The organism is Pedobacter sp. KH_004, from assembly GCF_057840755.1.
This window is the reverse complement of sequence record NZ_CM174519.1, coordinates 1,022,157-1,035,547: the sequence shown is the minus strand read 5'-3', so window position 1 is coordinate 1,035,547 and position 13,391 is coordinate 1,022,157. Positions and strand designations below refer to the sequence as shown.

The 13,391-nt window shown below is 42.3% G+C and carries 7 protein-coding genes and 1 pseudogene; 7 read left to right on the top strand and 1 reads right to left on the bottom strand.

Going from position 1 to position 13,391, the window contains the following annotated elements; genetic code table 11:
* Window positions 1-370 precede the first annotated feature (370 nt).
* From AC3ITD_RS04620 to AC3ITD_RS04590, 7 genes are all read left to right on the top strand, one after another.
* Entirely contained in the window at window positions 371-703 is a 333-nt protein-coding gene (locus AC3ITD_RS04620; RefSeq protein WP_489364403.1) for a hypothetical protein, read from the top strand.
* A complete protein-coding gene (locus AC3ITD_RS04615; RefSeq protein WP_489364401.1) occupies window positions 700-1,869 on the top strand; it encodes a DUF3826 domain-containing protein in 1,170 nt (389 codons plus the stop codon). The genes AC3ITD_RS04620 and AC3ITD_RS04615 overlap by 4 nt, the downstream gene beginning before the upstream one ends.
* A gap of 153 nt (window positions 1,870-2,022) precedes the next feature.
* Window positions 2,023-3,567 carry a polysaccharide lyase gene (locus AC3ITD_RS04610; protein WP_489364399.1) on the top strand — a complete coding sequence of 515 codons (1,545 nt, stop codon included), beginning with the start codon at window positions 2,023-2,025 and terminating at the stop codon, window positions 3,565-3,567.
* A 1,412-nt stretch (window positions 3,568-4,979) separates the two neighbouring features.
* Window positions 4,980-8,198, top strand: coding sequence for a SusC/RagA family TonB-linked outer membrane protein (locus tag AC3ITD_RS04605; RefSeq protein ID WP_489364397.1), 3,219 nt, complete (start codon window positions 4,980-4,982; stop codon window positions 8,196-8,198).
* A gap of 10 nt (window positions 8,199-8,208) precedes the next feature.
* Window positions 8,209-10,044, top strand: coding sequence for a RagB/SusD family nutrient uptake outer membrane protein (locus AC3ITD_RS04600; RefSeq protein ID WP_489364395.1), 1,836 nt, complete (start codon window positions 8,209-8,211; stop codon window positions 10,042-10,044).
* 130 nt (window positions 10,045-10,174) lie between these two features.
* Window positions 10,175-10,846, top strand: a complete 672-nt coding sequence (locus AC3ITD_RS04595; RefSeq protein ID WP_489364394.1) for a DUF3826 domain-containing protein — start codon at window positions 10,175-10,177, stop codon at window positions 10,844-10,846.
* Window positions 10,847-11,031: 185 nt separating this feature from the next.
* Window positions 11,032-12,639 (top strand): pectate lyase family protein, encoded by a 1,608-nt coding sequence (locus AC3ITD_RS04590; RefSeq protein WP_489364392.1) that lies wholly within the window; start codon window positions 11,032-11,034, stop codon window positions 12,637-12,639.
* A 503-nt stretch (window positions 12,640-13,142) separates the two neighbouring features.
* Here AC3ITD_RS04590 and AC3ITD_RS04585 read toward each other — a convergent pair.
* Window positions 13,143-13,301: pseudogene (locus AC3ITD_RS04585) on the bottom strand (IS982 family transposase); the annotation flags it as partial.
* Between the last annotated feature and the right edge of the window lie 90 nt (window positions 13,302-13,391).

Sequence of the window (13,391 nt, the reverse complement as noted above, 5' to 3'; positions counted from 1 at the left end):
AAGAAAGAGAAATTTAAGTGATTTTGTACTTGGCAAATTTGTACAAAGACTTGGTAAAAAAAAGTAAAAATCCATTCTCTGCTTTTCGGAATTTTATGACAGAATAACGGGAGGTCCTTTTGAATTTCGATGTCTGTTGAAGTTTGATTGACAAACAGCTGATTCTTTGTTATTCCAATGGAGTGGCGCAAAATGATGGAAGCGAGGAACGGATATGAATTCATTTACCTAAAATTAGGCATATGTATTTATCTAAAAAAACCGTCATATTTCATATTTTAATTAACAGGCTGATTGGACAAATAAAAAAGAAAGATGAAGTGGTCGGCATTGGGAAATATTGCCCGGGCCGTGAATATTACGAACCGAAATGAAAATAAATATTTACGGAGTTTTAAAATGGGTATCGATCCATTTCTGCGACCAAAGTTTACTCGCTTCTGTTTATATATTGCTTAATGCGACACCGGAAGACTTTTACTTATGCATTATCAATACGCCAAGGGTATTAATCAGCGGAGATAGCGCCTCTTCACAAAATCCACTAAAGAAGGCTTTGCCGAATGGTTCAAAAGATTGTACCATAAAATTCGGCGTATCAACTTTAAATCCAATTAATACCACCATAAAGAAGCAGTCCATCCTCAATCCCCTATGCAAAAGCAAAATTGAAATAATAAAATCCAGAGAAACCTTAATATGAAAATTACAATAATCACTTACTTTATTACTGCTCTGATGGTGATCACAGTGAGAGCCCAGTCCAATAAACGCTATGCTGAAACCGCAAATGATCGGGCGACAAAAATAGTCGAAACACTCCAGATCAATCCTTCAAAAAAGCAAGAGGTCAAGAAACTCATTGCAAGACAATATATTGATTTGAACGCGATCCAAACCGAACGGAATAAATTATCGAACAAAAACACATCGAACACCGGCATAATCAATAAAAGCACGGCAAAGCATACAGCTCAACTGCACCGCACTTTTCTATCCAGGCTCGGTGCACTGCTTGGTGCCGAGGATATAGAAGAAGTAAAAGATGGAATGACTTATCATACCGCCCCCCTTACCTATGCCAATTACCTGCTGATGCTCCCCTATCTGACCGATAACGAGAAGGCAAGCATCATGACGCTACTTAAAATGGCCCGTGAGACTGCTATGGATGGTGGTTCTGCAAAAGAGAAACATGCGATTTTCAATAAATACAAAGGCAAAATCGCTAATTATCTTTCAGCCGGCGGTTACCAGCTAAAACAGGAGGGGGAGTATTGGGCAAAAAGAAGGGACACAACATCCTCAGCACTCGAAATTACAGCGTCCAACCGGATAATTTCCATCCTGGGCCTGAAGAATAGTGAAAAAAACGAAATCATCAGGAACCTAATTGCTTTTCAGTATCAGAAAATTTCGAGGATACAGGGCCTAAAACTCGCCAAGCAGGAGGCTATCAAGAAGACTGCAAAAACCACGGACGAAGTGGAGCAGGACAACCAAAACGGCTGGGAAGAAAGCAAAAGCAAACTGGATCAGCAGCGTGATGCGTTCACAGCTGCATTGCAATCGCAGCTCACCCTGGAACAGGTCGAAGTTATTAAAAATGAAATGACTGCTCAAAGTTTAAAAAAAGAGTATGAAAAATTTATGGCTCTGCTTCCTGATCTGACCCTTGAACAAAAGAAAAAAGTGTTTGATTATCTGATTGAGGCAAGAGAAAACGCCATAAACGTACTGACCAGCAGGGAAAGAAATCAGTGGTTTGCAAAATTCAGAGGAAGGGCAAATAATTATCTCTCAGCGCAGGGTTATGATTTGCGCAAGGCAACCGAAGCACTTGAAAACAAAGCCAATACAGCACAATAGAGTTAAAAGTTAATTACAACGCGTTTGCTGCACCTGCGCAGCAAACTGTTTCACCCAATCAAACCAATGGTAATGAATTACAGCTTACCTTTATTAAAGCGAATAGCGTTCACGTTTCGTAATATATTAGGATTTACAGTAAATACATACAAAATGCGTACACTTTTCGTAGCAGGGATGCTAGCTCTTGCATTATTGATCTTAGCAAAAGGCGTTGATGCACAGGAACCCAATATTGCCAATACACTACCTGAAATCGGCCAGATCCCTCCTCACCCACCCCGGTTGCCCGAAGGGGTGATACCGGCTTTTCCCGGTGCGTGGGGTGGCGGTATGTTTACCTCTGGTGGACGTGGTGGAAAAGTCTTTGCCGTGACCAACCTTAATGATTCGGGAAAGGGCAGTTTACGTGAGGCATTGGAAGCCAAAGGTCCCAGGATGGTATTGTTTCGTATTGCCGGTACAATTAAGATTGTGACGGATATAAACATCAATCACCCTGATATTACTCTGGCTGGGCAGTCAGCGCCTGGTGACGGGATATGCATTGCAGGCACTTTAAATATCAATACATACAATGTTATCATTCGGCATATTCGCGTGAGAAGAGGTGTCCCCTCTGGTGGGCAGGGAGATGACAACATCGGGGGAAATCCCTTTCATCATATCATCATTGACCATTGTTCGACCAGTTGGGGAATGGATGAAAACATCTCACTGTATCGCCATATGCGATCCTCATTAGATGGAAAGAGCCAGATAAAAGATCCCGCGGAACATATCACTGTTCAATGGACCATCTCCAGTGAAGCGCTTGATGCCAGGGGTCACGCTTTTGGTGGGACGTGGGGTGGAAACCCGTCGACATTCCATCATAATCTATTCGCCTGTAACACGGCCAGAAACCCTTCGATCGGCATGTCAGGCGCATTTGATTTCAGGAACAATGTAATCTTCAACTGGCGACACCGATCTATTGATGGTGGTGATGAAACATCGAACATTAATCTCATCAATAATTATTTTAAACCCGGTCCCGCTACGAATGAAAATATGCGTGGCGTATTTGCCCGCATTGAACAGCGCAGTCAGTATTCTCCAGGAAGCGCATGGGCTGAAGGTGACTGGTACACAAAAGCCGCCGCAAGACCGGGCAAATGGTATGTTGCAGGAAATATAATGGATGGTAACAAAGAAGTAATAGCCAATAACTGGACAGGAATGCGCATGACCTCAACATTAGGTCAGCAGCCAGGATCCAGTCTGGCCAGGGTAAATACTCCTTTCGAGGGTTGGCCGGTATCGCCACATCAAACAGCTGATCTGGCTTATGAATCAGTGCTGGCGAAGGCAGGCGCCACTTTACCTAAACGGGATGCAGTAGATATACGGGTAACCGAAATGGTGAGATCGGGTAAGCCCTTAACCCGAATAGGAATCATTAAAGATATAGCCGAAGTAGGTGGCTACCCCAACTTAACCTATCAATCAGCGCAGGTTGCCAGTGATAGCGATGGCGATGGCATGCCAGATGAATGGGAGAAAAAAAACAAACTGAACCCTATGGATGCGGAAGATGGCGCAGTGGATACGGATGGTGACGGATATACTAACCTGGAAGAATTTTTAAATGGTTCGAACCCCAATGAGCGAATAAATTATCGCAATCTCGCCAATAACGTAGACACAATAAGCTAGGGACCCCGCATACGCCAAGGTAAAAACCCTTTTGCATCTTTAGAAGGGTTCGAAATCATCCTTGGAAAATCCTTATAGGTTGTTGCCTTCAAAGGAGTCATTCAAAAAATCAACCTTGATTATGTGCATCATCTTTACCAATATGATGCCTCTTTGCGGGTAGTGGTTCCGTTAAATGAATGTATACATCTAATTTAGTCCATAAGGAAATTATTTAAACTGATCAACACAAAATCGACCAAACCCTGCCAGGTGTTAGATGACTTTCTCGAAAGGACGCGCGCATGATCTATCCAGACACGGACTTTACTTTGAATCTGCTCTTTACTTTATCTAAATCTCCTTGCCAGATAATATAAAGATCATAATGATGCTTGACGAAGATTTACAAGATAAAAATAATTCCAGTTTTTAATTGAGATTAAAGGTTTTAAAAGAAATGCTTCAAAAAGTATTTGTTTAAAATGTATCTGAATCTTCTAATTTCCCAAGACAATAATTTCTGGTATGCTTGTCAATATCTGATTGTTGATAAACACAATAACCCCCAGTTTTATATCAAGTAATGTCCCCTACTGAAAAGATTGGAAGAAATTAACGTTGACGAAATTTGGCTTTATTACAAACAATACCCGTTAGGAAAATTGCGCTGGTTCTATTTTTTTATTTTCTATCGATAATTTTTCTTTTATCAGACTATCCTGATTTGACTTTCGCCCATTCAGCTATAACACAATTTCAAACGGATCATTGATTGTCTTCGACAAAACAATCTATCGGATTATTTTAAAGGCTGCCTAAAGTAGGTAAAATTGTATAAAAAGATGGTAAATAATCATCCGCAAACCAAATCCTCTTTGCAGAATTTTATAGCACTTGATCACACCGTGTTTCTTATATAAAGAAGTTGTTTATTGATAAATGAAAATAAGCATCTCTATTGAAAAACATTGTGATAGTTTAAGGAAATGATATGCAGAACATTTCAATATTGTGATGAGATATAAGGTAAGTATCTGTCGAAAATTTCTCAGCAAGTTATTCATCAAACACTCTGGTGAATGACCTGTCGGGTATCAGATGGAGAACAGCGCTCAGTTCCATAATCTATCACTCACATGATTGACAGTTTTACCAGGAAATTAACCAAATATGAAGAGTAAATTATTTACAAATTCCCGTTGGGCAATAATTGATTGCTCTGGATCCGTCCATTGCAATAAACTTATAACAATGGTTGCTTCATGCAAATCTGCCAGGCTAACTTATCGCTCCGCTTTTGATCCGCAAGTCAACCTGATTCAAGTTTGATGCTAGGCAATATCGATCGGCAATTTGAAGGGGTCGCAACATCTTATTCGCATAGCCACTTATTAGGAACCAAGCTTTTGATAATTATAATTTAATAGGAAATGAAGAAACTTTTACTATGTCTGCTACTCTCTACTATAACGGGACTGGCAATTGGACAAATCAGAACAATAACCGGATCGGTAAAGAGCGCTGAAGACAGCGAACCTCTTGTCGGGGTTACCGTGCAGATCAAAGACAGTCCAGTGCTTACACAGACCGACAAGAATGGTCGGTTTGTGATAAATGCTACCAATGCACAGAATATCGTTTTGATGATAAGATATGTAGGTTACGTCAGCCAGGAGCGAGCGCTTCGCCAAAATGAAACCAGCTGGGATGTAAAGCTTACGCAATCGAACGACAACAATTTAAACGAAGTGGTGGTAGTAGGTTATGGCACACAAAAAAAAATACACTTGACCGGTGCAGTATCCCAGGTCAATCTTAAGGCTGTTGAAGACATCCCTACCACCAATCTTGCCTCTGCGATACGCGGGACATTGCCCAACGTTATTGTTTCGGGTGGCGATACAAGACCTGGCGTAAATGCGGGCATTACTATTCGCAACCCTCAATTCGGGACAGTAAGAAATACAACAGATCCACTCTATATTATTGATGATGCCTTTCGCACCCTTCAGGACTTCAATCTCCTGGATCAAAGTGAGGTGGAGAGCCTCACAATACTAAAGGACGCCTCAGCGGCTATCTATGGTATCCAGGGGGCTAATGGTGTAATTATTGTCAAGACAAAAAGAGGTAAGACCGGTGCGCCGAAAGTCAATTATTCAGGTTCGCTGGGCTTGAGCGATGCAACACAGTTGCCCAAAATGATGAGTGGTAGCGAATTGGCCACATTCGTGAATGATTACTATCAGGCTGCAAACAACTACACTTTGAACGATTTAGGTGTTTCGCCCACTGGCACGAGGGTTCCAGGCTACTATACCCCTGATGAGCTGGCCTATTTTTCAGACCCGGCAAACAATACAAACTGGCTGGAACAGGCATTCAAGACTGCAGTCCTGCAGCGCCATGCACTTGACGTCAGTGGTGGCAGTGATAAAGCGACCTATTTCGCAGGAGCAACATACGTAAAACAGGGTTCCAACTTTGAAGGTGTTAAATCTGACCGGTGGACCTACAGAGCAAGCGCTGATGCCCGCGTGGCAAATGGTTTAAAGGTTGGTTTATCTTTAAGCGGCGCCATTAATGAGAACAGCAAGTATTTGTTCAAGCAAGCTTCTACCAGTGACAATGATGATTTCCTCAGCTTATTACGTGTTGCACCCTGGCAAAAATACTATATCGACGGAAACCCTGTACTCCTAAGTCAAGGATCCGGTGCAGCTAAAGAAAACATTAATTTCTTTGCCATTCAGGCATCGGACAACTATGCCATGAGCAGAACCTACTTGTTGAATATCAACGCCAATGTCAGATATGATGTACCTTTCATTAAAGGATTGAGTTTAACTGGAACATACAACAAAAATTATAATATCACACTCGGAAAGGAGTTTGGCACTTACACTGATTTTTACCAATACAGTGGATTAGGCATAAACAGGCATATCCCAGGCGGCACAATCATCAATATCCCTCGAATAAACAATAGCGACCGGATCCGTATAAACCCCACATTTGCCAACAACTATCAATTGAACGGGATAGTTGATTATAGCCGCAAGTTTGGCAAGCATGACTTTTCAGTTATGGCCCTGTATGAACAGGCCGAACGCTATTCCGAAGGAGTTGTTGCGCAGCAAGATGGAATCTACCCCAACGGTTTGGACAACTTTAACTTTGCTTATGGCGAAAAAGAGGCACATCAGGTCGGATTGCTGAGAGAATATGGACGATTGGCCTATGCCTTTCGGTTGAACTATAATTATGCAAATAAATATTTACTGGAACTCGCCTGGCGTGCAGACGCCAATACAAACTTTGCTCCCGGTAAAGAATGGGGATACTTTCCCTCAGGTTCCGTTGGCTGGGTACTTTCGGAGGAATCTTTTATCAAAAAAGGTCTGGCTTTTGTAAACTACCTGAAGCTTAGGGCTTCGATTGGACTCTTGGGCAATGATAACAGCAATGCCTTTCAGTATCTTCGCAACTATCAGTTTGCGATTGGCCATGCAGCTGTGTTTGGACAGCCCACTGGCGTTCGTGGTTCAACAGTAGAACCAAGCATTCTGCTGGCCAACGCGGATGCCAGGTGGGATGATAATCTCAAAACCAATCTGGGCCTAGATGCCCAGTTTCTAGATAACCGTTTATCATTCACAGTCGATGGATACTTTGAACGTCGCACAAACCTACTGACCCAACTGTCAGCTGCAGTGCCATTTATAGTGGGCGCAAGACTTCCGGTAGAGAACTATCTTGATATCAACAACTACGGGTTCGAGATTTCATTTGGCTGGAAAGACAAAATAGGTAAGGACCTTTCGTACAACTTTACCCCCTTTTTATCATGGTTTGATGCAAAAAATGTAAAGATTGATCAGCAAGCAGGCATAAATGGCACTTATTTGGACAGGAACGGCAGATCCACTGATATCGGTACACTTCGTTATGACTATGCTGGTATGATCCGTACGCCTGCCGATGCTGAACGGGTAAAAAATGAGATGGGAGCAGCAGCGGGAATTAGCCCTGCCGATGTTCGCATCTTTGGTCTGGTGCCACAGCCAGGTATGTTGTATTACAAAGACAAACGTGGACCAATCAATGCAAATGGTCAGTATTCAGCGCCAGACGGAAGGATCAACACCGAAGATCAGGATTACGTTAAACGCTCAGGCAACAACTATAATCTGGGTTTGAATCTGGGTATTACCTTTAAATGGTTCAGTCTAAACGCAATAACCAGCGTACAATGGGGCGGCAGTACTTTTGTTGAAGGAGATGCGTTTGGATATGCGATCAGCAGCTCGACCAATATTACCAACCGGCCAGAGTTCTGGAAAGATCACTGGACACCATCCAATCCCGATGCTGCTTTTCCATCCCCCTATTTTCGGGAGTCCTACAATGTGACCTCTCAATTCTGGGAAAGAAGTTCAACAGTATTCCGACTGACCAACCTAAACCTTTCGTATGCCGTACCGGACTTTATCGCAAAGAAATTGGGAGTTGCCAATATAAGAGCCTATTTCAACGGACAAAACCTGATCAATTTCTATAATCCTTTCAGTTACAGAGACAATGGCTCACCTTATACAAGTTACCCTGTTTTAAAAAATTATTCATTCGGATTAAATGTTGGATTTTAACAATAAAAATATGAGACCTCTATCTACCATAATAACAATCGCTACCGGATTATTCTTCTTACTGCCAAGCTGCAAGAAAGTCTTGGACAAACAGGACCTGAACAAAGTATCACCTCAATTCGTTTTCAGCGACTCCATACTTGTGAAGCAACAACTCGACTACATTTACGATCAGAACCTCCCCACCTGGTTTGGAAATGTAACGGGAAGTTTAGGAGCCAGTAATGACAAGTCTGATGAGGGATGGTCAGAGAATGCATTTGTACAAGGTACTCTAACGATCAACAGTGTATCCGATCTCGGCAGTAGCAATACCTCTGGCAACTATTTTAAGATACGCATAATCAACCAATTTATTCAGGATCTGAAAAGCAGTCCTCTGCCACTGGGTCAAAAAAAACGGTTTGAAGCTCAGGCGCTCTTTTTCCGAGCATTCCGCTACCATAACTTGGTAAGATTATATGGTGGAGTTCCTCTGGTGTTATTGCCACTTGATGCTGTTGGAGATGAGGCTAAAGAAGCAGCCCGCATTCCAAGAAACAAAACCTCAGACTGCATCAAGCAGATATCAGCCGATCTGGATACCGCAGCCAAGTATCTACCGAAAAAGTGGCTCACAGCAGATTATGGCCGTATTACAGCAGGTGCTGCTTTGGCTTATAAAGGCAGGGTTTTACTGGAATATGCAAGTCCTCAATACCTGGAGGGTGATCACACCGCGACAAATCCTGGCAGATGGGATGCAGCCTATGCAGCCAATAAATCAGCTTACGATCTATTGATCGCAAACGGCTATGGCTTACACCCTTCATATGATAACATGTGGTTCAGTGAAGGGAACAGTAACCCCGAAGCGATAATGGTTACCGGCTTCAACAACTCACCCGGGGATCAGACCAGTAAGCCGAACGGTTATGATGCTTCCACCCGCCCGGCATACTTAAGTACCGGTACCTCTTCCGCAGCCAACCAGCCCACCTGGAACCTAGTTCAGGCCTACCCCATGAAGGATGGCAAAACACCAGATGCAAATCCTGCAACAAATAAATCAGCCTATTTATATAACCAGAACACCTTCTATAAAAACCGTGATCCCCGTTATGATAAAACTATCGCTTTTAATGGCAGTACATGGGCGATTAACAACAATACAAATTATAGATTATGGACTTATTTTGCGCCGCTGGCAAATGGTACATTGAGGTCAGTTGAGCCTACCGGCTCGACCACAACCGGTTTATATCTGCGCAAAGCCATTGATCCCAATCTTGGCCTGAACAGCGTGCCCTTTGCCGGCGCTGACTGGATGGAAATCCGTTTTGCCGAGGTGATTCTTAATTTGGCAGAGTCTGCTGCCGAGACAGGAAGGATGGACGAAGCTTTCGAAGGGATTAAATCAATAAGACGACGGGCGGGTATTGAACCTGGCGTTGATGGTAATTTTGGCCTGGATCCAATTATCAAAACCGATCGTCTGCGGATGATCAGTATGCTGATGCTTGAACGCCAGATTGAGTTTGCTTTTGAAGGGAAACGCTTTTTCGACCTACGCCGCAGAAAGCTGCTGCTTTCGCTGAATGGAAGCAGAAGAATGGGCATTCGCATTGTTACGACCAACAATGCACCACCAAGCCTCACCGCCCCACCTTATGCGGGTCGGGATGGTCTTTCTGTAGATCAGGCATATGCTTTTTTTACTGTTTCGACGGTCAATTTAGATACCAGGTTTACCCTTAATTATCAGTCTGGCTCATATTTTTATGGAATTCCCCTGGCATCAATCAACAGTAATCCCGCAATGTCTCAAAACAATAACTGGGGTGGAACTTTCGACCCATTACAATAACTACCAACCAGATACGGATACCCGTACAAATCAGGTTACTATCTTCTCCATTGATCTGTAAAACAAAAAAATGATGATAAGTAATCTCATAAATGAAAACCCTTAATATATAAGACAAATTGCCCGAAATATGAAAACAAGAAACCTTATTACCATACTTTTTTTATCAGCACTCCCCTTTTCGTCAAAAGCCCAGTTGTCTACCACTAAAAAGGCCACATCAGAGCAGATATCCTATGAAATTGCTGCAATAGAAAAAAACGCCCATGATTGGACCGCATCATTGAGGCTTAATGATGCAGAAAAAAACAAACGTATCAGCTCACTGATCAGCAAACATTTAAAAGCCGTTCATGACTGGCATTACTCAAATAGCTATGAAACTGTGCCTGCCGGAATAAATCCCGCCACAGGAAGACCTTTAGGGCCGTTGGACCGTCAGTTGATCGCGTCATCAGCGATGCCTAAAACTTTTCATGAGGAACTGATGAGGGGTCTGCATGAACAGCTTACCGAACAACAGATTGAGGTGATCCTGGACAAATATACAGGTGGCAGGCTGGCATCTACACTGAAAAAATACAAAACGATTGTTTCAGACCTTACGCCGGATGAGGAGGAGGTTATCTTGTCTAATTTAAAGAAAGCGCGTGAACAGTCTATCGATTATAAAACTGTCAAACTTGCAATCGAGATATTTGAAATATATCGCACGAAAAACGAAGAGTATCTGATTTCAAAGGGCCGGGACTGGAATCGATTATATAAGAAGTATATTGAAATAGCTGAGCCGCCCAGATAATTCAGTTATTGGGAAGCGATCAGTGCAAATTTATTGATGGTCCCTCAAATATCGGGTTCTTATTCATTGCCTGGCATATTATTATCATATAAAGTTGAGCTGTATATACCAGATAACAATAGTCTTAAGCCCCTTTTAATAGCCAGTAAACCATTACAGAAAAATAAAGCAAAAACCCCCATGATATGAGAAACATTCTATTCATTTTATTAATTGCCATCTGTTGTTTTGCCGAAAATGCAATTGCACAATATCCATTGCTGACCTCAACCGAGACACCCTCCAGCGATAACGTTCTGAAAGATACCAAGGCAGCCTCAGACAAGGCATGGCAGGAGGCACTTCCTATAATTGACCACGACCGACGAAATGGTAAACCGTACATCACCTGGGCATCTTCACCCAATGATCTTCCTCAGGCAGATATCCCGGCTTTTCCCGGCGCACAAGGTGGTGGCGCATACACCTTTGGTGGCCGCGGTGGAAAGGTATATGTCGTGACCAGTTTAGCCGATAGCGGACCCGGTACCCTGAGAGAGGCATGTGAGAAAGGCGGAGCACGCATAGTTGTATTTAATGTAGCTGGTATTATCAGATTAAAAAGCCCTCTTATTGTCAGGGCACCATATATTACCATAGTTGGCAACACTGCTCCTGGTGACGGCGTCTGTATTGCCGGTGAATCGATATGGATGAATACCCACGACGTAGTTATTCGCCATATGCGTTTCCGACGTGGAGAAATCAACCATGATCGCCGTGATGATGCAATTGGAGGTAATCCGATAGGCAATATCATGGTCGATCACGTTTCGGCCAGTTGGGGACTAGATGAAAATATGTCCTGGTATCGGCATATGTATGAATCAAACAAAGCTGGCATTCCTCCAGAAAAAATGCCCACTGTCAACATCAGCATACAGAATAGTATATTTTCTGAAGCACTGAACAAATACAACCACGCTTTTGGCAGTACTATAGGTGGTCTTAATAGCACTTTTATGCGGAATCTTTGGGCAAACAATATAGCCCGTAACCCTTCCATTGGGATGTATGGAGATTTTACGCTCATCAATAACATTATCTATAACTGGAAAGTGCGTTCTGCGGATGGCGGAGATCACCGATCTATGTTCAATATCATCAACAATTATTATAAACCGGGGCCAGCCACGGTAAGGAATAAACCATCTGGTTTCCGCATCTTAAAACCCGAAGGGGACCGCACCCGTCAGGATACATTGATAATAGGCCGCGCTTATGTGAATGGAAACATTATGGAAGGAAATGAGCGTGTAACAAGGGATAACTGGGATGGAGGTGTTCAGATTGCCGAACTGGCGGACGCAGGAAAATACAAAGATTACATAAAAGTGAGCAAGCCCTTCGTTTATCAAAAGTTTAAAGTGATGACCGCTCAAAATACATATGACTATGTGCTTAAACACGCCGGTGCAGTTCTACCTAAACGTGATGCCGTGGACATTCGTGTCATCACTGAAGCACAAACAGGAAAAGCAAGCTACAAAGACGGAATCATAACTGACATCAGCCAGGTAGGAGGCTACCCAGAATATAATGGCATCCCCTATAAGGATGTTGACAATGACGGGATGCCAGATGAATGGGAGAAAAAGTTCGGACTCAACCCAAAGGACCCAAAAGATGCCATCGGTGATCTCAACGGTGACGGATATACAAATATTGAAAAATTCATTTACGGAATAGATGTCACCAAAAAGATAGACTGGAAAGATCCGAAAAATAACTACGACCCGCTTGAACTGAAATAGCCAGAGGGGTGACCCAAGGAGGAAACAGGAGTTAATGATTTTAAAAGATCAATAATCCAGTTTTTATAGTTCCTGAGGAAATCAATTATAATTAACTGGTGAATGTCTGGCTAATGGAGGCGTCAGCTAATATGCTTCAGCTACATATATAGGGATCTGACTGTGATTGGTTTTAAAGTCGAACAGATATACTGAATTGTCTACTTGGCATACAAGCCCTGTGAAATGTATGCTATCTTTCATAAAACTTCTACCGGTAATGGTATTCGTCTGACATTGAGTTTATTCAGGAATTTATGAAGGATTTTGAGTTCATGTAAACGGTTACATAGCACCGTTTACATGAACTGATATTACCTCGATGACAGGTGCCAGTTGTGAACAGAAAAAAGTTTCTTAAAGAGGAAAGACAGATTTAACACATGTCTATTTAGCTTGAAGAATGCCCACCATTGCTCCCCAGAAATGAGCAGCTGAAACTCCAGCTAATCTGGAACCGTTCAATGAAAGAGTAGCCAAATAGAAAATATTTCGCTCTTAGACATTACCGCAGGACGTTTCGAGGGCTTCACCAGAAGAAAATGGCTATTAGTTTTATTGAAATCTTTGAAGAACTCATCTACAAAACAAAAAACATCACTAATATTAGAGTAGTCAATAATAAAATAAATATACATAACTACTTACTTATGAAACACCTAATGTAATATTTTGTCTTTTGATTGACTATTTTTTACCTTATTGTACTAATT

Excerpts from the sequence above, each read along its gene's own strand:
- AC3ITD_RS04620 (WP_489364403.1), top strand. The coding sequence starts at position 371 with ATGAAAATAAATATTTACGGAGTTTTAAAATGGGTATCGATCCATTTC.
- AC3ITD_RS04615 (WP_489364401.1), top strand. The coding sequence starts at position 700 with ATGAAAATTACAATAATCACTTACTTTATTACTGCTCTGATGGTGATC.
- AC3ITD_RS04610 (WP_489364399.1), top strand. The coding sequence starts at position 2,023 with ATGCGTACACTTTTCGTAGCAGGGATGCTAGCTCTTGCATTATTGATC.
- AC3ITD_RS04605 (WP_489364397.1), top strand. The coding sequence starts at position 4,980 with ATGAAGAAACTTTTACTATGTCTGCTACTCTCTACTATAACGGGACTG.
- AC3ITD_RS04600 (WP_489364395.1), top strand. The coding sequence starts at position 8,209 with ATGAGACCTCTATCTACCATAATAACAATCGCTACCGGATTATTCTTC.
- AC3ITD_RS04595 (WP_489364394.1), top strand. The coding sequence starts at position 10,175 with ATGAAAACAAGAAACCTTATTACCATACTTTTTTTATCAGCACTCCCC.
- AC3ITD_RS04590 (WP_489364392.1), top strand. The coding sequence starts at position 11,032 with ATGAGAAACATTCTATTCATTTTATTAATTGCCATCTGTTGTTTTGCC.